Below are 21,515 nucleotides of genomic sequence, written 5' to 3'. Positions count from 1 at the left end.
CGAACGCCCCATCAGCATCTCTCACCGGGCTCGTCGCCCCGGGGCGGATGACAGGACAATGGCAGGCGGGGCCTCACGGATCAAGGCTGCGAAGCTTTGCATGCTGAAGGCAATGCGGTTCCGGCCCGACAACACCTCGCCCACGCGCATTGCGCAGCCGCGGCGCGCGCGATAACCATGCCCCATGACCACATGGCGCCCGCATCCCCACATCCGCGTCGTCGCGATCGGCCTGCACTGGCGGGACGGGCGGCTGCTGGCGGCCGAGGTGCGTGACGATGCGGGGCGGATCAACGGTGTGCGCCCGCTCGGTGGCGAGATCGAGTTCGGCGAGAGCTGGCGGGCGGCACTCCTGCGCGAGTTTCACGAGGAGCTCGGCATCGACATCACCATCACGGGGGAGCCGCTGGTGATGGAGAACATTTTCGCGCACGAGGGATCGACTGGCCACGAGGTGATGTTCATCGCCGAGGTCGCGTTTCCGGACGGGTCGTTCAGCGGCCAGGACCGCATCGATTTCCGTGAGGATAACGGCGAGCAGATCGTCGCCCGCTGGTTCGACCTCGCCGATCTCGATGTCGCGGGCGGACCGCACCTCTATCCGACCGGACTGAAGGACGCGCTGCTCAGTCGGACGAGCAAGCCCGCTTAACGAGCGCGTCGGCTACCACACCTCCGCACCCGGGATCTTCTTGCGCACCGCCATGCGCTGGATCCAGATGCAGCGGCGGACGGACCTGTTGGAGCGGCCGACGGCGGAAATCCCCTCACCGGCCTGAAGCAGCGGCGCGACGTTCTCGCGCAGCGTGCGGCAGCGCTGCAGTTCGGCCTGCCAGTCGATGATCGCGGCATCCGCGTGCGACGCGAACAGCGCCAGCATCGCCAAGGCCAGACAGGTCACCCGCATCATGCGCATTCCCCTCACCGTGATCCATCGCGCCGGTTGGCTCCGTCGGGCCGGACGGCACCGCGAGACGATAGCTCAACCTGGCGTTGGCGGCGAGAGCTTGCCCGTTGCGTCCCCGCGACATCCGAGGGCCTTTGCCAACGCATCCGTGATGTCACGGTGACCGCCGATCGTGCGATCGGGAAACGTCGACGAAGCCACAAATGGTATGACGATCGCCATTCAAACGCCACCAGCCAACGGCGAGAGGTGAACATGATCCGACCCGTGATATCTCCAGGCAGCACCCGTCCACGACCATTGACACGAAACCGTCGCCTTGCGGCAACCGCCGCGGCGCTGCTCCTCGCCGCGACAGTCGGGTCAGCCGGACCCGCGCAGGCCGCGGCGAACGATGCCGAGGCACGAGCCGCCTTCGAGAAATTCATCGCCGCGCAAAATGCGCACAACGCGGACGACGTGAAGGCGATGCTCTGGAATTCGCCGAGCACGCTGTTGTTTGCCCGGGGGATCGAGACGAGAGGCCGTGATGCGGTCGCAGCCCGCTTCAAGGCGTATTACGAGGGCACCTGGCAGCTCGAACCCGACATGTCGAAATTCCACGTTGCCGTGATTTCGAACGAGGTCATGCAGATCCTCGTCCCGATCGTCTTCACCCGCGCCCTTCCCGGCAAGCCGCCCCAGCAGAATACATTTCTGATCAGCCAGACCTATGTTCAGGATGCGAACGGCTGGCACGTCGCCTCCATCATGCCGGTGGCGAACACGGAACTGAAATAGCGGGATGCAGCATCCGCGCTAAGAGCTCAGCTTCGCAGCAATCGCAACGCCCTGCCCTTGTGCAGGGCGACGTGGTCGGTCTTGGGCGCGTTCCAGTCCGTCTTCGCTCGCGAGATTCGCCGGACACGCTTCACGTTGAAATTTTCGGTGGCTTACTGGCCGAAGCCCTCGGCTTCAGCCCGCCTGCGCCCGTTGGGCTTCGGCGCGGCATCCTTCTCTCGCTATCGCGAGCGAAGGATGGTGGGCACGACAGGGATCGAACCTGTGACCCCTACCATGTCAAGGTTCGCCGCGCCGGCGTATCCCCTTGATTTTGGTTCACATTCGTTCCAGCTCGTTACGTCCGGTGAAGCCTCGTTTGCGCGGGTTTTCGGCCTTTCCTGGAAGGTTCGTGGAAACGGCCGCCTCTCGCTCTGGGTGCCCGCATGAGCAAGGAGGCATCCACGGCGCACCGGAAAGCCCTGTTCAACCGCCTACCGTGGGAGCTCCGTGACGAGCTCATCACGCTTGGGCGGCGTGCCAAAAACATATTTGGCCGCATCCGCTTTCAGGACATTTTCGATCAGAACCTGCATCTGTTCGAGCGATTGGCCGCCAATGGCGCGACCGCGGTCGATATCGGCGAGGTGCTCGCGGCCGCCGGCGTGACGCGCAGGGACGGTACGATCCTGCCGGATGGGACTCTTACCAGCGCCCTGAGCCGTGCGCGCGAACGCGCCGGCCGCCGCACCGCCACCTCGGCCGGTCCTGCATGCCCCTGCCGAGCCCTGCATCGGCCTGCAATGCCCTACAGAACGAGGAAGAAACCGGCTCGTTTGGCGGCCTGCCCCGACCTCTTCCCGTTCAACAACCGCCGGCTCCCTTACCCGGCCTCAGTTCTGTTCGGACTGAACCGAACGGACCGGCAGGTTTCGTCCTGCCGGCACACGCCCGCCGCTCCGCGGCACTGCTAGCTCAAATCAGGAGTTTGAATGATGAAGACACCTAAGAAGGAGACGAAGGGATGGTACAGGAGCTGATCGAGGCTCCCGACCTGGAAGCCATGGGAACTGTGCTCGACGTACGGCTGCGCGCCTATGTTGGCCGCGGCTCGCCGACTGACGAGCGGCTTTTGGCCGAGCGCTGCGCCTTCGAGCACGAGGTACGGCGCTTTCTCACGCGGGCGCAGGAACGCGGCTACGCCTACCCGATGCGCTTTCCCCAGATGCCGACCCTTTGGGTCGACTTCGTCAACCAGAACAAGACCGCCGAGACCAACATCGCCCGGCTCAACGTCCGCCGTTCCTACGAAGCCGGCCGCCACGAGGCCACCGAAGCAACTAACGAAGGCTGCGCGCCGGGGCCGAAGACGGCCTTGCCCGCCCGGCCCGACGCCTTCGATCCGATCGCCATGATCGATCGGCTCGTTCAGGACGCAGTGGCCCAGCGCGTGGCCCAATTGGTGCCGGCCAATGTCGCCCCGTCGCGCCGTCCATCGCGCCGCTCGCGATCATTGCCCCGGCCCAGCCGACCAACTCCGACAATCCGACCACGAGCAATTCCGATCGCATGTCCTCGCTGCTGCAGGAATTTCTGCGGCCGGCCAGCCGGAAGCGCCAGCACACGATGAAGGGCCGTGGCGAGGCGGAGGCCGTCGTGCAGTTCGCGATCGACTTCCTTGGCGATCCCCGAATGAACGAGCTCACCGACGACAAGTGGAAGTTGCTCGACGAGGCGCTGCCCGATGTCCCGAACCGCGACGACATCCCGCGCGAGGCTGCAAAAACACTCTACCAGCGCTTCAAGTACGCGGAAGCGCGCGGCTGGTCCGAGCTCACCCGCGTCACCACGACCACGATCAAAAGCAGATACTGGGGAGGCCTGTACAAGTTCATCGATTGGACCAGGGAGAAGCAATACAGCGGCGTGCGCTACACGTTTGAGTGCATCAATCCGGAGAACCTGGCACCGCTGCCGCGCGACGCGTTCGATGACGAGGAACTGCTCAAGCTGTTGACGCAGCCGCTGTTCACCGGTTGCAAAAATCGCATGCACGTCTGGCAGCCGGGCGGCTACCTGGTGCAGTCCCATATCTATAGGGCGGTGCGTCGTTGGCGCTTCCGTCCCTATGCCAAGCCGTACGAGGTCGCTTGCAATCGCCGGCATCCCGTTAGACGACCCACTTTTCAGCTCGCTTAGCGGATCGCCGACGTTCGGTAGGTTGCGATTAGAGCCCTTTCGATCAGCGGCTGATTGATTGCCAAATGTGGTTCAACGATGAGGTCCAGGTGTTCGCCACTGACTGGAATGACCTCCACTCGCTCCACCAGCCGATCCCAGCCCATGCGCGGAGCGACATGGGGGCGTCTACAGGAGAAAAGCGTGCCGGTGATTGGCAGTTGCTCATGGGCTTGACGGACCCAATCCCGAAACGCGCGCATACGCAAAACTTCCTCTGTCTCCAGCGTGAGCATAAAGTGGGTAGCTGGAGCGAGCTTCCATTGCCTGAACTCGAGCACGCGACGGAGCAGTTGCTCTCGACCCAAGCGTACAATGACCTTGGTAAAGGAACGGCAGAGCATCCTGTAGATGGTAACTCGGTGAGTCCGGATGCGCTGAAGCGTCCGGCTGATTGTTTCCGCGTAACCGCTAAATTCATCTCCCACATTGGTGTCCAGTATGCCGAAGAACCTTACTTTCCTACCCTGGGCTATGAGCCGACGCCCGAGTTCGAAAGCAACTGCACCTCCCAGCGAATAACTCAAAAGCCTTACGTCGCCACTGGGCTGGACGCGGCAGATCTGCTCCATGGCTGCAGCCGCAATGTCTGCGACTTCTGATTGGCCGGATAACAGCGCATTCAGTGCCGGATATCGGATGGTGGTGACTTGGGCCACATCGTCCAACGTGGCCCCGAAAGCGATTAGGCTCGGACCGAGGCCGACTGAACCCGGCACCAGAAACAGCGGCGGCTTGCTTGATTGGTCACAATCCAGATCCGCATTCTCGCCGAGTGCGCGTGCTACCGCGGCAGCCATACGGGCGACGTTCGCGTCCAATGCAAATGCCCTCAGGTCAAGTTGCCTGCCAATTCGGTCTTCCAATTCCATGACAAGCTGGAGAAGCTGCAGAGAATTTCCTCCCGCTTCATCCCACGACCCCACCGCGCTCCGCGTCCCAAGCACCCGTTTCCATCCCTGCTCGACTGCCGAGTACGCATAACGGAGTTCATCTGGTGCCTGCCGTGCGGGCGAGACGAGACCGGTTCCGGCGAAAGCTTCATCCTGGGCACGCAGGGCGACGACATCGATCTTGCCGCCCTCAAGTCGAGGGATGTTCGCTATTTCATGTATTCGCTTGGGGTGAAGCGATCCCGGAACGGTTCTGCGGATGGCTTCCCAGATCGCGCCTGGGAATACAATTCCGGAGTTGGATTCAAGAACGACAAAGATCACCAATTCACTCGCAACCGTGACGACGGCGACCGCGTCAGCCACGTGTGGAATGCGGCGAACCGCAACCTCGAGCTCCGCGGGTTCGAGGCGTCTTCCATTGACCTTGATCTGCCGGTCTTTACGACCGACAATGTGCATGACGTCTCGATCATCGAACATGACGAGATCGCCTGTGGCATGTATCCGACGCTTCGGGTCGGTGGGATCACTGCGAGATGGAACCAGTCCCCCCTTTTCCCATCGCCCGAGCGTTACGAAGGGGCTGGATATGATGAGCTCGCCGCATTTGTCTTCTGCAACGGAAGTTCCGTCGTCGCCAACCACGGCAAACCAAATCCCCGGCAGCAGGCGCCCGGCCGGAGCCGCGATGGCTCCCTCGGCGAATTGTGCTGGAGGGAAGCACTGGGAGCCTGTCGTCTCCGTCGAAGAGTAGCCGATCTGAACGTAAGCGCGCGGCATTGCCTGACGAAAAAACTCGATGTCAGCCGTTAAGACCTTCTCGCCGCCAATTCTGAGGATCCGCACGGACTGAAAATCGTCGTGATGTCCGGCCGAGATCATGGCGCGGAGCAGCGTGGGAACGGAATAAATGACCGTAGCGCGCTCCAATCCAATTGCCTGCCGCACCCCATGAAGTCCAAGGGCCTCAATGTCCGCAATATATAGCCTCGCACCAATCAGTAATGACGCGAGCATCTCCCTGCAGCCGGCAATCGTGGTGGGCCCGCTCAACGGGAAGAACACATCTTCGTGGGTCAGATGGGCGGCATTTACGTACTGCAATACGCGCTGGAGGATGCTGCGTTGGCTGTTCACGATGCCTTTCGGACGTCCGGTGCTTCCCGATGTGTAGAGGATGAGAGCCGGCTCATCGACGGAGTGCGCGGGGGAAGGGACGGAGCCGCCATTTTCTTCGTCGGTCAAATTCGTGATGTCGATCCAGCGTATCTCCGCGAGGTTTGCCAAGCTCGGCGAAGCGTCCTGCTCGCAGCCGATCACGACAGTGAGTCCTGCGTCGGTCAAAATTTCGGCGTTTCGGCTAGCTGGGTCACGGCAGTTAAGGGGAAGGCAAGGTCGCTTTGCCGCCATGCAGGCAAGCATCGCAACAGGCTGCCATATGCAGTTCGGCATCATCAGCCCCACTGCTTGTCCTGCAGGGACGAGCGCAGAGAGTAGATTGGCCAAGTTGACCGCGACGGAATGAAGCCGCTCAAATGTCAGTTGGTTCGTTCCGTCATCAACGCAGATCTTGTGGGGAAAGCGGTCAACGACGCGGCCCAGATGTTCGATCGCCGGAACGCTGGAAAATTCGAGGGGCAGCACTTCGAAAGGATTGATTGGGCCGCCATCATCCAGCGGCCGCTCCCGCACTGCTTTCCACTCAACGCCGTCGACAACTGCTCCGCCCGATCGAGGGACGAAACGGATCATCCCGGTATCATGCTCTTTCAATGCGCTTAAGGGCCCAAGGGCTTGGGGCGTTGCGTTGGCCAGTGCCATGCATCACTCCCTGTCAAGTCTCCATAACGTCGCATATAACTGAACAAGCATCGCACAAACATCATTCGTTTGCATGAAGCGCTGCACGAATCGCTCGACGACCTTGGATAATCAACGGACCAACCGTTGGGGGCGATTACTTCGGTCCGCCCTGTATTTCGGAAGCTCAGATTCCCGACTTCGGACATGTCGCCTCATTGCGTCGGCGGAAACGATCGGCCACAGGTCTGCAATGGGTCCAGGCTGTGTGAAAACGCTCTATTTGAAGTGATTCGCGCGATAAGATTCCCCAACTTTGCGGGGCATCTGATGAAGCGCTTTGTTGAAGGGGTGGGTCGCGGGCAGAGCACGCTGTTCCCGGCATCGCTCGACGATTATGTGAGCGAGGATAACCCGGTGCGAGCGGTCGACGTGTTCGTCGACGGTCTCGATCTCGACAGGCTTGGGTTCGTGGGTGTCCAGCCACTGGAGACCGGCCGGCCCAGCTATCACCCCAGCACTATGCTCAAGCTCTACGTCTACGGCTATCTCAATCGGATTCCGTCGAGCCGGCGCCTGGAGCGGGAATGCCAGCGCAACATCGAGATGATCTGGTTGACCGGGCAGCTGGCGCCGGACTTCAAGACCATTGCGGACTTCCGAAGGGACAATGGCAAGGCCATTCGTGAGGTCTGTCGCGAGTTCGTCGCGCTATGCCGCAAGCTTGATCTGTTCGGTGCAGCGAGCGTCGCGATTGATGGATCAAAGTTCAAGGCTGTCAATGCACGGGACAAGAACTTCACCGAAGCCAAGATGAAGAGGCGTTTTGAGCGGATCGATGAGAGCATTGCCCGCTACCTCTCACAGCTTGAAACCGCCGATCGCCACGGCGATGCGGTGCCGGAGGCGAAGGTTGAGCGGTTGAAAGGCAAGATCGAAAAGCTCAAGGAAGAGATCGTTCGGCTCAACGCGATCAACGCGGAGATGATGAAGAGCGAGGACAAGCAGATCTCGCTCTCCGATCCTGACGCCCGCTCGATGGCGACGAGTGGCAAGGACACCGGCATTGTGGGCTACAACGTGCAGATTGCAGTTGATACGCAGCATCATCTCATTGTGGCCCATGAGGTGACCAACGTGGGCAGCGATCGGCACCAGCTCACGAACATGGCCAGGCAGGCGCGTGACGAGATGGTTGTCGAGGCGATCGATGCCGTTGCTGACCGCGGCTACTACGATGGTGAAGAGATTCGTGCCTGCGAGGAGGCTGGCATCACGGTCACATTGCCAAAACCGCTGACCTCAGGAGCGAAGGCCGCAGGCCGTTTTGGCAAGCAGGACTTCATCTATGTCGCGGCCGAGGACATCTATCGCTGCCCTGCCGGTGAACGGCTGACGTACCACTTCACCGGCTACGAGGATGGTAAGATGCTGCGCCGTTACTGGACGACCGCTTGCCAAACCTGCGCGCTCAAAGCTCTGTGCACGACTGGCCCCGAACGGCGCATCGCGCGTTGGGAGCACGAGGCTGTGCTGGAGAAGGTTCAGCAGCGGCTCGACCAAGACCCCAACAAGATGACTTTGCGCCGGCAGACCGCGGAGCATCCGTTCGGGACCATAAAGGCCTGGATGGGTGCGACGCACTTCCTGATGCGAAGACAGCACAAGGTTGCGACCGAGATGGCGCTCAATGTGCTCGCCTACAATATGAAACGCGTAATAGCGATCTTGGGTTGCCGAACGCTGCTGGAGGCGATGCAGACATAGGGGAGTTTGTATCGAAGCCAACTCTAGCCGCGAAACCGATCCCGGGCCTCTCCACCTGCCAATCGACAAAAGGGTTATCACACAGCCTGGGCCACAAACTGACATCGTCACCACAACCAAAGCCATCAAGATTGTCTCCCGCATCGGCGGGGCGCCCAGCTTCCATTGATCATGGCGGGCGCTGGAGCGGTCCGCAGGATCAAAAGAGTGCGTCACCGTCTTAACGGCGCTCGTCGCATTGAGGGGTGCTGTGCCTTTGTCGCAACATCGGAGAACAAAAAGGAAAGTTCCCGCAGAGATTGCGTAAGGCACGAATTGTTGGAAGTCCCTTGCGAATATATGCTTGGCGATATCGGGAAGTTCGCGGAACTCGGCTGGGGCTGATGATGCGGAGACCGGTTTGCAACGTCGGTGCGAAGCTCGCGCGGCTGGGCGATTCCAGCAGACTTTTGTTGGCCCAAAGGGGGGATGGGCGCGCGGCGTTGCGGTGGCTGCGACAGTCGTGCTGGGGTTGTTCTCGTTTGCCGGCCCGGCATTGGCCCAAGCCGCAATTCCCACTCTCACCAAGTCATTCGGTGCAGCGTCGATCCCGTTGAATGGCTCGACGACACTGACCTTTACCGTAACGAATACCAGTTCGACTGATTCAGCCGCCAACGTTACATTTACCGACAGTTTGCCGGCCGGCCTCGTGGTGGCGACGCCGAACGGCCTCTCGGAGTCCTGCACGAACGCGGGCCCTCCGACGACCACCGCAGTGGCAGGCAGCGGCAGTATCAGTTTCGTCAATCCCGTTCTCGGAATAAGCGGATCGGGCGGATCCTGCACCGTCACAGTCAATGTGATAGGCACGTCGAATGGCACGAAGACCAACTTGGTTGTCGTAAGCTCCTTTGGCGGCGCCGGCAACATGGCCAGCGCGACCATCACGGTCGGCTCGTCCACACCTCCTGCAGTTTCGCAAGTATTCGGCGCAGCCAGTGTAGCGGTCGGTGGAACGACTTCTCTCACCGTCACGCTCAGCAATCCCAACCCGACCTCGCTAACCGGCCTGGCCTTCACCGACACTCTTCCTGCCGGACTCGTGGTTGCAACACCGAACGCACTGACCAATAGCTGCGGCGGAACCGCCGGCGCTACAGCCGGCGGCGGCCTGTCGCTCTCCGGCGGGACGCTGGCTGCGAGTGGAAGCTGCGTGATCACCATCAACACCACCGCAACAACCGTGGGCACCAAGACCAACACCATCGCGAGTGTGACGTCCAACGAAGCTCCGCCCAGCGCTGCGGCGAGCGCGACCATCACGGTCGGGTCGGCCACTCCTCTTGCAGTTTCGCAAGTGTTCGGCGCGGCCAATATCGCAATCGGGGGAACGACTTCTCTTACCGTCACACTCAGCAATGCCAACCCGACCTCGCTAACTGGTCTGGCCTTCACCGACAGTCTTCCTGCTGGCCTTGTGGTTGCGACACCGAACGCACTGACCAATAGCTGCGGCGGAACCGCCGGCGCAGCAGCCGGCGGCGCCGGCCTGTCGCTCTCCGGCGGGACGCTGGCTGCGAGTGGAAGCTGCGTGATCACCATCAACGTCACCGCAACAACTGCGGGCACCAAGACCAACACCATCGCGAGTGTGACGTCCAACGAAGCTCCGCCCAGCGCGGCGGCGAGCGCCACCATCTCGGTCAATACCGCGGGAACGACCACGACGCTGAGTTCCTCACTTAATCCAAGCAGCCACGGTCAGGCGGTGACCTTCACCGCAACCGTTGCGAATGGCGGCGGCACGCCGACCGGCACGATCACCTTCCTCGATGCGGGCGGCGCCATCGGCACTGGAGTCCTGACGGGCGGGGTTGCGACCTTCGTGACGGCCACGCTTTCGGTCGGTTCGCATTTGATCACCGCAAGCTTCCCCGGAGGCGGCGGCTTCGCGGCCAGCGTGTCGGTGCCGCTCACCCAGGTCGTTGGCGTACCTGCAGACAGCACGCGGCTGCGAGCGCTGCAACTTGCCGTCACCAACGTCGAGGCACACGCCTCCGGGGCTGCGTTCGAGGGCGCCGTCGGTGGCGCGATCGCGGACGGTTTCTCCGACAGCGGCGGTTCGTTGATCACTTCGACCGGTGGGGGGATGCATATCAACTTCGGGGCCGAGCCCCAAGCCGGCCTTCGCGGGACACCTGGCGAGTTCAACTCGACCATGAGCGCGCGCGAAAGCGTGCTGCGCGAGACGGGGCTCTGGACTGGGACGCCCTATCCGGGGCAAGCGCCCACCAATGCGCCCGTCAACAATGCGCGCATCAACGACACGTTCGGGGCGCTTGCTTACGCCGGCAATCCGATGCCCGCCAAGGCTCCGCTTCGGCCCGTACCTGCGCCTCGGGAGTGGCAGTTCTGGGCCGACATTCGCGGCACCGGCTGGAATACCGGCCTCTCGGCGGGCGATATCGTGGGTGGCCAGGTGAATGCGCTATTCGGCGTCACCCGCCGCCTCACGCCGGACTTCCTCATCGGCGCGGTGGGCGGCTACGAGAACTTCAACTATTCCTCGACGACGCTCAACGGCCGGTTGAAGGGCGACGGCTGGACAGTGGGTGGGTACCTCGGCTGGCGAATCTCTCCCGGCATTCGCTTCGACGCCGGGCTGGCGCGCTCGGGTGTGAGTTATGACGGCGTGTCAGGGACGGCCTCAGCGACCTTCCCCGGCAGCCGCTGGATCGGTACTGCGGCCCTGACCGGAATGTACAAGATTGCGCTTCTGGAGATCGAGCCCTCGGCCAAGGTCTATATCCTGTGGGAGCACGACAACCAGTATCTCGACAGTCTTGGGACGTTGCAGAGCGCTTACGATTTCTCGAGCGGTCGGGCGAGCGGCGGCGCGAAAGTCGCTTATCCGTGGCTCTTTGGCGCGACCATGACGGTTGCGCCTTATGTCGGGGCATATGCGGACTACTACTTCAACAATAGCAGCACGGCGCCCCTTCTGCCGACGCAATTCGTGCAGGGTTGGTCGGCGCGTGTGACAGGAGGTCTCAACTTCGATGTCGCAGGCGGCATTCGCGGGAGCGTCGGAGGTGAACTGGGCGGCCTCGGCAATGACTTCCTCGTTTGGTCGGTGCGTGGGCGCGCCAGCATTCCGTTCTCGTTTTAATCAACCACGCCTCTTGCGAGATGTCCGTTCTGGGTCGATTCCGTTGAAGAAGTCGTCCGCGACGGAGGCGGCCGCAAATTGCAGCGCGAACCGACCACCTCTCAGGCCGGTTTTGGCTGCGGCATTGGGACCAGCTTAGCTAGTTTCCGGAGGTTCTGGGCAGCGGCGGCGAGAAGGAACTCGTCACGGGCACCATTCGGTCCACGTAGTCGCAGTCGGTCCAGCTTGAGACTGCGTTTGAGGTGAGCGAACAACATTTCGACCTTCTTGCGCAGTCGTCGTGATGTTCGACCTTCCCAGGAGTTAGCAATCGCACCCGCCATGTCGCGGGCCCTCTCACGAATCGAACGAGGTACCTTTCGAGCAGGCGTGTCCGGGTAGCAACGTGGCCTCAAAGCACAAGCGTCACAGTCAGCCTTGCTCGCTCGATAAAGCAACGTCTCGCCATCATTCACATCGCCTTTTGGCCCGAAGCTGACCGCCTGGTTTCGCCGCCAGAACCGCTCTATTAAGGTTTGCCCGACTGCTGCTCGAGCGTCGGTAGTGCTCAATTTCGATCAAAGCGCTGCTGCGCTGGCTGTGCAGACGCCACCAGCGCGGCGGCAGAACATAGGCCGCGATTTTACTTGGACGCCCGGCAAACGGGACAAGCCTTACTCTGAGAACTCCAAAACAAATCGACCAAGCCCGGTCGTCCTTGTCGTGAACTTGAGGGTTTTCCCAGAAATTGGCGCCAAAGTCCCGGAGGAAAATCTAACGGCCGCCGTCCCTGAACTTTGCCCGCCAATCGGCTTCTCGTCCTTCATGATCATCGAGCCGGTGCCTTCCACAATCTGGGTAACTGCCAATCCGCCCGCCGTACGATGAACGCCGCCAGCCTGCAACTGCCTTGCCTTGCCCGGGCCGTCCCACTCCGTGACGTTTGTCGCCGAATAAACGGCATTCTTGAAGATGCCATCGACGCCAAAGCATGAGAATTGCGTACTTACCAGGGTGTGTCCGTTGCGATCACCGATAGGCTCAGGCGCCTGCGTGCCGACAACGTTGCATTCGTAACGTCCGATTGTATCCGCAATCGCAACTCCGCTTCCGCTGAACAAGCCGCCAGCGAGACAGCAAACCATAATGCCCTTGCTCATTTTGGCTCTCCCAGTAGTTGCAACAGTACAAGAGCAACTAGCACGCGCTGGATCGTGCGATTTGAGCAAAATCAAGGGAGCAGAGATTTAGCAGGGCAGTGGAGCTGAGACGACCCGTATGGATCTTACTCCCTGGTATCGTCAAGCGTCGGGGAAAACGCACCCGCGGCTCCCGCTTGTGGCTCACACCGGAAATTCAGCTATTTCTCACGGAACGACGCGATTGCAATTCGCACACTGCTGGTAGGCCGCGATTGCGTCCGCGGCGTACATCAGCGACGGGCCGGTACCCATGTAGACGGCCATGCCGAGTGCTTCCTCGACCTCTTCGCGTGTCGCGGCAAGCTTGACGAGAGCTTCGGTATGAAGTCCAACACAGCCATCGCAATGCGCAGCAACGCCCAGCGCGAGCGCAATTAGCTCCTTGGTCTTTTTGTCGAGCGCGCCATCGCGCGTGGCGGCCTGGGCAAGCGCGGCAAATCCCTTCATCGCGTCGGGAATGTCGTCGCGCAGCTTCTGCATGTTGGCGGAGATCTGCCGGATGATCTCGGGATAGTCCTTATCCATGCGACTTACTCTCTGCTGATGTCAGGTTTCGAGGGGATCGGCTGGCGTGGCATAAACGCGTTAACGACGGCAGGTGAGTGATGAAGCGAGCGAGCACCATGCCCACGCACATCGCGGTTACGAAGATGAACGCGGGCGCCGAGCCGAAACCGAGCGCTGTCAGCGCAGGCCCCGGGCAAAAGCCGCATTCCCCACCCGATGCCAAAGATCGCGGGACCCTCGACAGTTCCGGGGTCGATGTCTGCCCGCGTCGGTACACAAAAGCGCGCGGCGAAGAATGGGTGCGCAAGCCTCAGCACACGATTAAATCCGACAAAGGTCATATCCGACGGATCTGGATGACCGACAACACTTCATTTCACGTGTGTCGAGCTGGGTTGATCCGCGTACGACTCTAGTTCTCTCGAGTATCGGCCGCACCGAACACCTGGATACTGCGCAGTACCGGGTCGAGTGAACGCCGGCCGTCAGCGCGCCACCCGATGTTGATTCAGGTCAATTGCGGGCCGTGGTCGATGGCTAACCTATTGTGGGTGTCGCTGCGATGCTTACACGAACGCGCTTCAACTCCGATGAAACGCAGTTGCTACTTCGCTTCTGGCGAAGCGCCTCGGGCTATTGGCGGGCGCCACCCGCCTTTGGTCCTTGGTTGCTAGTTATTACGTTGATCGCGAATGTGATCCTGCAACTCCTGACACAATACGAACTGAACATCTGGAACCGCGATTTTTTCGACGCCGTCGGGCGCAAAGATGGAACGGACCTTTTGCACCACGCCTTGCGGTTCGCACCGCTGGCGGCTGCCAGCATCGCCCTTGCCGTGCATTCAGTATGGGCCCGCATGACCCTCCAGCGGTCGTGGCGTGCATGGCTCAGCAATGTGCTCTACGACTACTGGCTCCAGGATGACCGTCACACCCGCCTTCGCTTCATCGTCGGCGATCATCAGGCCCCTGAATACCGCATCGCAGAGGACGCCAAAGTGGCAACCGACTTGCCGGTCGATCTCACGATCGGGCTACTTCAATCGCTTCTCACGATCGCGACCTTCATAGGCGTGCTCTGGTCGGTGGGAGGCGACCTGACAATCGACGTCCACGGACTTTCTCTGACCATCCCCGGCTACCTCGTCCTCGCGGCCGTCGCGTATTCGGCGCTGCTCGCGATTGGAATCTGGCTCACGGCTGGCCGATTGACACGCATCATCGAGGAAAACAAACGGATGGAGGCCGAAGTCCGGGCAATCGGCACTCATATTCGCGAAAGAGGCGAAAGCACAGCATCGCTTGCGGACCCGAATGGACGTCATGACGTCGGAGCGGCATTGAAGGCCGTAATCCACATCTGGCGGATCTACTGCTGGCAGTTGATGCGAATGACGCTCGTGACTTACAGCAGCCTGCTGGTCACTCCGGTGATCGGCCTGTTGCTTTGCCTTCCCAAATATCTCGCCGACACGATGACCCTGGGCGAAGTCGTTCAGGCATCGGCCGCGTTCGTCATCGTGCAAACCGCCTTCAACTGGTTCACCGACAATTATGCAAAGCTCGCCGAATGGGCCGCTTCGGCCAATCGGGTTGCCTCTCTGCTGCTTGCCCTGGATGAAGATCATGCGGCCCGAACGTGAACGCGAGTCCGGACCTTCTCATTGCAGTTGATCCGCGGAGGGTACGACGAGCCCCGTGGCGGCGTGAGATCGGTCGCCATCATCAAGCGCACTACCCCTTCGCTTGAACATATCCGAGGCCATGAAAGCCGCGACTGCTTTGGAATATTCTTTCAACCCCTCAAAGGTGAAATGGATGTCGCGCGACCAATAAAACCGCTCGGGCCGCGATCCGAACCGCCGCTTCAACGTCTCGGTAGCATTGAAGAACAGAAAGCCATTGTCGATGCACATCTTCTCGACAGAAGAGCTGACGAGATTGTTCCAGAGATGCCCTTCGGCATCGGCCTTCAAGTGCCCGAGATGAGGATGAAAAATGAAGAGCACCCGACTCCCATCCGCGGTGTAACCCTTCAGGACGTCAGCCAACTCCCGCAGGTTCTGTCGGAACGTCGCGAGCGGTTCCGCATATTTTCCCTCGATATCGGCGCTTTGGTCCTTCGAATAGCCGAAGAGAACAAAGTCATCCGGTCGGCTTTGCCTGATCACTGCCGGCATACGTACAAGAGAGAGCCAGCCTTTCGCCGCGAGCCGCATCAGATACAAGGGATGCTCACGAGCCTTCATCAGACCGACGCTGCATTCGTGTCCGATGGGTGAGGCCTTGACGCCGACGTTCTGTCCGCGCTCGTTGCGGACGATCAACTTACGATAGCGCGCGAAGTCGTCATAGAGATCAGTCTCGTCCACGTCGACGACGATATAATCGGGATGTACGATGGGCAGCAGCTTCTTTGCCTGGGGCACGAAGATTGCCGGAGAATAAGACGTGTATCCGGCATTGTGGGTCTTCAGACAGACCCCGTGCTCCTTCTTGAGGTATTGTGCAACGTGATACGGAAGCGTGTTCTCGTCGTCGTAGCCTTCCATGAAGGAATCGCCGAGAAACAGAACCGACGGCGGCTTGCTACATCCCTCGAGTAGAGCCTTGTCGTCGATTACCCTGACACCGTTCTCGTCAAAGAGCCTCCGGTAGCTGAAGCCGGTCACATCGCCGTAAATGCAGAGGCTCTGGTTTTCCGGAGCCGGCTTATGGTTCAGGACGTTGGATTCCCAATTCAGGTTGACGCTCGCCATCTCCAAATCGAACAGGGGCCCAAAATATTGCTGCAGCCGCAGTCCGATCTCGAAAATCGCACCCCAGCTGATGAAGAGCAACGCTCCATGCACCAGCCGGCGAAACCACGGCTTCATGAAAATCTCCGGAATGAAACTCTCAATCCCTCAATAAATGCATCAAGTTCAGGACTGAGCTTGCTTTCGATCAATAGAATCCTAGGTGATCAGCGCAAGAATAGCTAATCGCCTGGATTATCCTTGGAGGCTTGGTGAGCTACGATGCCGCAAGCAACCCACGAGAATCTCGTCCGCGACGAGGCACCGGGTCCGGGCTCGGATCGGACTTTCGGCTGGGTCATGGCCGGTGCGCTCGCCCTCTTGAGCCTCCTGAACGGCTGGCATCACGGGCGGCTGTGGCCGTGGACTCTGTCTGCCGCGGGGATGCTTTGTGCCGTCGCCTGGAGCAGGCCGTCCTTGTTGCATCCCCTGAACCGTCGTTGGACGAAACTTGGCTTGCTCTTGCACAAGATCGTTAACCCGATCGTCATGGGCCTTCTTTTCTACGGTACAATTTTGCCGACAGGCCTCGTCATGCGGCAGCGCGGCAAAGACCTCCTACGGCTGAAACGCGAGCCCGACGCCGAGAGCTATTGGATTGCGCGCACGCCGGGACCAGCACCGGAAACAATGAAAGACCAGTTCTGATGATGGAATTTCTAGTCGACCTCTGGCGTTTCACGCGAGCGCGGAAGAAGTTCTGGCTGATGCCCATCCTGATCATGATGGTCGTATTCGGTGGGCTTGCCGTGCTGACGAAGGGCTCCGTGGTCGCACCGTTCATCTACACGCTGTTCTGAACCGATGCGCATCCTCGGCATTTCGGCATTCTATCACGACAGTGCTGCGGCGCTGGTCGAGGACGGCAGCATCGTTGCTGCAGCGCAAGAGGAGCGCTTCAGCCGCAGAAAGCACGATGCCTCGTTTCCGCGCCATGCAGTCGCTTACTGCCTGGAAGCTGCCGACGCCAAACTTTCTGAGATTGATCATGTCGTATTTTACGACAAGCCGTTCCTGAAGTTCGAGCGCCTGCTGGAGACCTATATCGCGCTGGCGCCGCGAGGTTTCCGCTCCTTCCAGATGGCAATCCCGCTGTGGCTCAGGGAAAAGCTGTTCCAGAAAAGCCTGCTGCGGACCAAGCTTCAGGAATTCGACGAGGACTTTGCAGCGGAACGGCTGTTGTTCGTCGAGCATCATATAAGTCACGCTGCGTCCGCTTTCTACCCCTCGCCGTTCGAGAAGGCCGCGGTTCTCACCATGGACGGGGTCGGCGAATGGGCGACGACCTCGGCGGCGACGGGCGAAGGCAACCGCCTCGAGATCTTCAGGGAGATCCACTTTCCCCACTCCCTGGGTCTGCTTTATTCGGCCGTCACCTATTACACCGGCTTCAAGGTGAACTCCGGCGAATACAAGGTGATGGGTTTGGCGCCTTATGGCGAGCCCAAATACGCGCAGCTCATGCTGGACCACTTGATCGACCTGAAGCCGGATGGATCGTTCCGGCTCGACATGTCCTATTTCGATTATTGCACCGGCCTCACCATGACCAATGAACGGTTCGCAAAGCTGTTCGGCCGCCCAGTGCGCTCGTCCGACCAATTGCTGACGTCGTTCCACATGGACATCGCAGCATCGATCCAGGCCGTGCTGGACGAGGCGGTGCTCCGATTGACCCGCGACCTCGCGAGCCGAACCGGCGCGCGCAATCTCTGCCTTGCTGGCGGCGTGGCGCTCAACTGCGTGGCCAATGGCAAGGTCCTGCGCGACGGCAAGTTTGATCGGATCTGGATTCAGCCGGCCGCGGGCGATGCCGGCGGCGCCGTCGGCGCCGCGCTTGCGGCCTTCCATCAGTTCAGGAGCGGGCAGCGCAGCATTGCCGCAACTGACGGAATGTCCGGAGCGTTTCTCGGCCCCGAATTCTCCCAAAGCGATATCGAGCGCAGGCTAACCGCTTGCGGCGCGCACTTCGCCGTCCTCAACGAGAACGACATGATTGAAACGACGGCCGAAACACTATCCGATCAGCTCGCAGTCGGGTGGTTTCAGGGCCGCATGGAATTCGGCCCCCGCGCGCTGGGGGCTCGCTCGATCCTCGGCGACCCACGCTCACCAAACATGCAGAAGACACTCAACCTCAAGGTAAAGTACCGTGAGAGCTTTCGCCCATTCGCGCCGGCGGTGCTGCGCGAGGACGTCGCCGACTGGTTCGAGCTCGATACGGACAGTCCTTATATGCTGCTCGTTGCCGGCGTGAGAAAGGAGAGGCGGCGCGGCATGAGCGTCGAAGAGCAGGCACTGTTCGGCATCGACAAGCTCAACATCGCACGTTCAGAAATTCCCGCAGTCACCCATGTCGATTATTCCGCCCGCATCCAGACGGTCGCTGCAGAGACAAATCCGCGTTTTCATCTGCTGCTGACGCGCTTCAAGGCGCGGACCGGGTGTCCGGTTCTCGTCAACACCAGCTTTAACGTGCGCGGCGAGCCGATCGTATGCACGCCAGAAGACGCGTTCCGCTGCTTCATGGGTAACGAACTGGATGCGCTCGTCATCGGTAACTGCGTGCTGCGGAAGAACGACCAGAATCCCGGTCTTAAGCAGGATTGCCGTTCCGCCTTTGAATTGGATTAGGCCGTTACGCGCCGGGCGGAGGGAGCGTAACCTGCATCCTTCGACCTCTCGACCGAGGAGGCCAAAGTCGGCGAAGCCACGATAATGGAGCGCTTGCAACGTGTATGGAATGGTTCTCAAAGCGCCGGGCGCGCCCTTGGTCCTCCAAGAGCGGCCAGACCCCAGCCCTGGGCCGGGCGAAGTCCAGGTCAAGGTCGGCGCCTGTGGTGTTTGCCGAACCGATCTGCACGTCGTCGATGGCGACCTGCCCGATATTCCCTATCCGATCATTCCCGGCCACGAGGTCGTCGGCCGCATCGACGCACTAGGAGAAGGTGTTGAGGATCTGGTGCTGGGCATGCGCGTAGGCGTGCCCTGGCTCGGCCACACCTGCGGAGCATGCTACTACTGCCGGGCAGACAAGGAAAATCTCTGCGACCGCGCCAAGTTCACCGGCTACACCCGCGACGGCGGCTTTGCGAGCCACCTGGTTGCCGATGCGAGATATTGCTTTCCGCTCGGCGAGCACGGTGATGACGCAGCCATTGCGCCGCTGCTTTGCGCTGGCCTGATTGGCTGGCGGTCCCTGGTGATGGCCGGTGAAGGCAAAACGCTTGGCATCTACGGCTTCGGAGCTGCCGGCCATATCGTGGCGCAGATCGCGCGAGCCCAAGGGCGATCAGTTTACGCCTTCACGCGGGGCGGCGATCAAGATGCGCAGCAGCTGGCGCTTTCACTTGGCGCGGCATGGGCCGGCGCTTCCGAGGCTAGGCCGCCGACCGAGCTGGACGCCGCGATCATATATGCACCGGTTGGCGCATTGGTGCCGCTTGCCCTGCGCGCGGTGAGAAAGGGCGGCCGCGTCGTCTGCGCAGGCATTCATATGTCCGACATTCCGTCATTCCCCTACAATATCCTTTGGGGCGAGCGGCAGGTCATATCGGTTGCAAATCTCACGCGACAAGACGGCATCGATTTCCTCGCCGCCGCGGCGAGAACGGATATTCAGACGCACACGACGGTATTCCCGCTCGCCAAGGCCAACGAAGCACTCGCTCGCTTGAGAGACGGCAAGCTCGTTGGGGCCGCGGTGTTGCGCCCATGATCGACTACGGAGCGACGAGCGCAATCGGGCACACAATCTCGATAGTCGCACCGTCAGTGCGACATGAGGGTCGGTACCGGCATCCTCGACAGCATGTCCTGTGTCACGCCGCCGAATAACCCCTCCCGCACTCGAGAATGTCCGTAGGCGCCCATGACCGGCATGTCGAACTCTTGATCGCCGGCTGCGGACAAGATCAAGGGCGCGACGTCAGATTGCGTCACTGTCAACTCGAGCAGCTCGGGGGCCAATCCGACGCGCCCCATATGGTGGCCCAATTTTCCTGCGCCGGTTGCGGTCGGCATCGTCTTGTTTCCGGCAACCGCAACGATCACGACAGCGTGGGCGCGAGACAGGAATGGTCGGGCATCCCTGAGCGCTCTCCCGGCACACATGCTGCCATCCCAGAGGACGCCGATACGTTTGAGTGCCAAGGAGCCAGCCCAATCGGCGGGTATGAAGAGAACGGGACCGCCGCTTTGGAAAAGTGCTTCCGTGGTGAGCGCGTCATCGAGTGATTGATCTGTTGCGCCCGGCGGCAGAGCGACCGTCAGGTCGCGAACGCGGGCGGCCTCGCCAAAACTGGAGCTCACGTGAGCCGGAGGACCGACCATCGAACGACACTCATATGAAGCTCCGCGGCCGTTCGCCGTCGTCTCGAACAACTCGAGTGCCCTCCGGCTGCACTCGACAGCTCGACGCTGCTCGGCATCGAGCCGCTCTCTGACTGGAGGGATCGCATAGGATGTGCGGCCCATGACATAGCTGGTGGAAATCGCGTCAACATGAGCGTTGAACATCGAGGCCAGCGAGACCGCAACATCCACGACGGGCCGAAAAGCCCGCTCGCTCGGGATATGGACGAGGACGTCATTCAGCATGTGGAACCGCTTCCCGATTGATGAATGGCAGTGCGTTCCGGACCCGGCGACAGCTTGAGCCCATGCCGTCTCGAACTCCGGGAAATCCACACTTTCACAGTAGGCGCAACCGGACGCCAAGGATTGAGCCGCATAGCGAGGACGCGGCCGACCGATCTGAGGCCGACGCTTCGTTTGATTCAGCGCAACAGGCTTACCCGTCATGCTGATAGTCTTTCTTCAGTCAAACGGGATTGGTCAAATGAAGCTGCGGAATTGGTGTGCGATCCTGGCGGTCTCGGCAACGGTGACGTCTGTCGCAGTTGCACAGCCCGACTTTCCACCCTCGCCGAACGCAAGGGTTGCGCCTCGCTTGGTCGAAGCCATGAATGCCGCACAGCTCCAGCATCTAAAGCTCTGGTATGCAGGCAAGTCGAAGAACTGGGACCTGGCCAATTTTGAGCTGCGTCAATTGACCGACAGCATGGCCCAAGCTGCCATATTCTACCCCGGAGTGCCGGTCAGTAACGTCACGACGATGAAAGACCCCCTGCTGTCGGTCGCTGACGCCATTACGGCGGGCGACGGCAAAAAGTTTGCAGCCTCCATGCGTGGCCTGACCGACGGCTGCAACGCTTGCCACACCTCGATGGAACGCGGCTTCATCACCATTGGCATACCGACCGACCAACGCGCGCCCGCCAATCAAATCTTTACGCCCCCGGGTAAGCATTAGGCCGCCGCCGGGCTCCGCGAGGCGCTAGATCCATTCGATTGATTTCGAGCCAGAATCAGCACCGACGGTGTCTCGTGGCTCCGGCATGCCGGCGACCGTCGCCGCCAGCCCGCGGTCATCAGCCGTGCCGAGCGCCTGGAGTGCGGCCCTTTCCGCCAAGATTCGGCTTCGATGTAATTGCGCTCAGCGATCAAT

Annotated in this window: 20 protein-coding genes, 1 tRNA gene and 1 pseudogene; 13 read left to right on the top strand and 9 right to left on the bottom strand. The window is 60.8% G+C overall.

The features are described 5' to 3' along the window. Positions 1-184: 184 nt before the first annotated feature. The gene (locus tag VGR99_RS06330; protein ID WP_326897470.1) at positions 185-652 is read left to right on the top strand and encodes an NUDIX hydrolase; all 468 of its coding nucleotides are present in this window, start codon (positions 185-187) and stop codon (positions 650-652) included. A gap of 12 nt (positions 653-664) precedes the next feature. Here the strand turns inward: VGR99_RS06330 and VGR99_RS06325 are convergent, their stop codons facing one another. After that, positions 665-910 (bottom strand): hypothetical protein, encoded by a 246-nt coding sequence (locus VGR99_RS06325; RefSeq protein ID WP_326897469.1) that lies wholly within the window; start codon positions 908-910, stop codon positions 665-667. A 156-nt stretch (positions 911-1,066) separates the two neighbouring features. Here VGR99_RS06325 and VGR99_RS06320 point away from each other — a divergent pair, with 156 nt between their 5' ends. Continuing rightward, positions 1,067-1,687 (top strand): DUF4440 domain-containing protein, encoded by a 621-nt coding sequence (locus VGR99_RS06320; protein ID WP_326897468.1) that lies wholly within the window; start codon positions 1,067-1,069, stop codon positions 1,685-1,687. Positions 1,688-1,925: 238 nt separating this feature from the next. Here the strand turns inward: VGR99_RS06320 and VGR99_RS06315 are convergent. Then, positions 1,926-1,993: transfer RNA gene (locus VGR99_RS06315), tRNA-OTHER, on the bottom strand. 119 nt (positions 1,994-2,112) lie between these two features. Here VGR99_RS06315 and VGR99_RS06310 point away from each other — a divergent pair. The 3 genes from VGR99_RS06310 to VGR99_RS06300 are packed head-to-tail and all read left to right on the top strand — an operon-like array spanning position 2,113 to position 3,865. After that, positions 2,113-2,640: a hypothetical protein gene (locus VGR99_RS06310; protein WP_326897467.1), complete on the top strand. Its 528-nt coding sequence runs from the start codon at positions 2,113-2,115 to the stop codon at positions 2,638-2,640. Positions 2,641-2,690: 50 nt separating this feature from the next. Beyond that, on the top strand, positions 2,691-3,296 hold the full coding sequence (locus VGR99_RS06305) for a hypothetical protein (protein WP_326897466.1): 606 nt from the start codon (positions 2,691-2,693) through the stop codon (positions 3,294-3,296). After that, positions 3,236-3,865 (top strand): hypothetical protein, encoded by a 630-nt coding sequence (locus tag VGR99_RS06300; protein ID WP_326897465.1) that lies wholly within the window; start codon positions 3,236-3,238, stop codon positions 3,863-3,865. The genes VGR99_RS06305 and VGR99_RS06300 overlap by 61 nt, the downstream gene beginning before the upstream one ends. Here VGR99_RS06300 and VGR99_RS06295 read toward each other — a convergent pair. Then, on the bottom strand, positions 3,862-6,621 hold the full coding sequence (locus tag VGR99_RS06295) for a non-ribosomal peptide synthetase (RefSeq protein WP_326897464.1): 2,760 nt from the start codon (positions 6,619-6,621) through the stop codon (positions 3,862-3,864). The genes VGR99_RS06300 and VGR99_RS06295 overlap by 4 nt on opposite strands. A 309-nt stretch (positions 6,622-6,930) precedes the next feature. Between VGR99_RS06295 and VGR99_RS06290 the strand changes: the two genes are divergently transcribed. Together VGR99_RS06290 and VGR99_RS06285 are read left to right on the top strand one after the other, a co-directional pair. After that, positions 6,931-8,367 carry an IS1182 family transposase gene (locus VGR99_RS06290; protein WP_326897463.1) on the top strand — a complete coding sequence of 479 codons (1,437 nt, stop codon included), beginning with the start codon at positions 6,931-6,933 and terminating at the stop codon, positions 8,365-8,367. 487 nt (positions 8,368-8,854) lie between these two features. Continuing rightward, the gene (locus VGR99_RS06285) at positions 8,855-11,518 is read left to right on the top strand and encodes an Ig-like domain repeat protein (RefSeq protein WP_326897462.1); all 2,664 of its coding nucleotides are present in this window, start codon (positions 8,855-8,857) and stop codon (positions 11,516-11,518) included. A gap of 101 nt (positions 11,519-11,619) precedes the next feature. Here the strand turns inward: VGR99_RS06285 and VGR99_RS06280 are convergent. The 4 genes and pseudogenes from VGR99_RS06280 to VGR99_RS06265 all read right to left on the bottom strand — a co-directional run. Next, positions 11,620-11,952, bottom strand: a pseudogene (locus VGR99_RS06280) (transposase); the annotation flags it as partial. Positions 11,953-12,171: 219 nt separating this feature from the next. After that, positions 12,172-12,657, bottom strand: coding sequence for a hypothetical protein (locus tag VGR99_RS06275; RefSeq protein WP_326897461.1), 486 nt, complete (start codon positions 12,655-12,657; stop codon positions 12,172-12,174). 207 nt (positions 12,658-12,864) lie between these two features. Then, on the bottom strand, positions 12,865-13,224 hold the full coding sequence (locus VGR99_RS06270) for a carboxymuconolactone decarboxylase family protein (protein WP_326897460.1): 360 nt from the start codon (positions 13,222-13,224) through the stop codon (positions 12,865-12,867). Further along, positions 13,217-13,483: a DUF6691 family protein gene (locus VGR99_RS06265; RefSeq protein WP_414645098.1), complete on the bottom strand. Its 267-nt coding sequence runs from the start codon at positions 13,481-13,483 to the stop codon at positions 13,217-13,219. The genes VGR99_RS06270 and VGR99_RS06265 overlap by 8 nt, the downstream gene beginning before the upstream one ends. Before the next feature lie 285 nt (positions 13,484-13,768). On the opposite strand from VGR99_RS06265, the gene VGR99_RS06260 reads away from it, so the two are divergent. After that, positions 13,769-14,851: an SbmA/BacA-like family transporter gene (locus VGR99_RS06260; RefSeq protein ID WP_326897459.1), complete on the top strand. Its 1,083-nt coding sequence runs from the start codon at positions 13,769-13,771 to the stop codon at positions 14,849-14,851. Between the two features lie 18 nt (positions 14,852-14,869). Here the strand turns inward: VGR99_RS06260 and VGR99_RS06255 are convergent, their stop codons facing one another. After that, a complete protein-coding gene (locus VGR99_RS06255) occupies positions 14,870-16,084 on the bottom strand; it encodes a hypothetical protein (RefSeq protein ID WP_326897458.1) in 1,215 nt (404 codons plus the stop codon). Positions 16,085-16,228: 144 nt separating this feature from the next. Between VGR99_RS06255 and VGR99_RS06250 the strand changes: the two genes are divergently transcribed. From VGR99_RS06250 to VGR99_RS06235, 4 genes are all read left to right on the top strand, one after another. Next, entirely contained in the window at positions 16,229-16,654 is a 426-nt protein-coding gene (locus tag VGR99_RS06250) for a hypothetical protein (RefSeq protein WP_326897457.1), read from the top strand. Between the two features lie 2 nt (positions 16,655-16,656). Beyond that, a complete protein-coding gene (locus tag VGR99_RS06245; RefSeq protein WP_326897703.1) occupies positions 16,657-16,806 on the top strand; it encodes a DUF5989 family protein in 150 nt (49 codons plus the stop codon). Positions 16,807-16,810: 4 nt separating this feature from the next. After that, complete coding sequence (locus VGR99_RS06240; RefSeq protein ID WP_326897456.1) at positions 16,811-18,640, top strand: carbamoyltransferase; 1,830 nt, start codon at positions 16,811-16,813, stop codon at positions 18,638-18,640. 100 nt (positions 18,641-18,740) lie between these two features. Further along, complete coding sequence (locus tag VGR99_RS06235) at positions 18,741-19,724, top strand: zinc-dependent alcohol dehydrogenase family protein (RefSeq protein ID WP_326897455.1); 984 nt, start codon at positions 18,741-18,743, stop codon at positions 19,722-19,724. A 53-nt stretch (positions 19,725-19,777) separates the two neighbouring features. On the opposite strand, the gene VGR99_RS06230 is transcribed toward VGR99_RS06235, so the two are convergent. Continuing rightward, positions 19,778-20,605, bottom strand: coding sequence for a universal stress protein (locus VGR99_RS06230; RefSeq protein WP_326897454.1), 828 nt, complete (start codon positions 20,603-20,605; stop codon positions 19,778-19,780). A gap of 241 nt (positions 20,606-20,846) precedes the next feature. On the opposite strand from VGR99_RS06230, the gene VGR99_RS06225 reads away from it, so the two are divergent. Next, the gene (locus VGR99_RS06225; RefSeq protein ID WP_326897453.1) at positions 20,847-21,320 is read left to right on the top strand and encodes a hypothetical protein; all 474 of its coding nucleotides are present in this window, start codon (positions 20,847-20,849) and stop codon (positions 21,318-21,320) included. The last annotated feature ends 195 nt before the right edge of the window (positions 21,321-21,515 follow it).

This window comes from Bradyrhizobium sp. (genome assembly GCF_035935975.1).
Lineage (GTDB): Bacteria > Pseudomonadota > Alphaproteobacteria > Rhizobiales > Xanthobacteraceae > Bradyrhizobium.
This window is presented reverse-complemented; position numbering and strand designations above follow the sequence as displayed.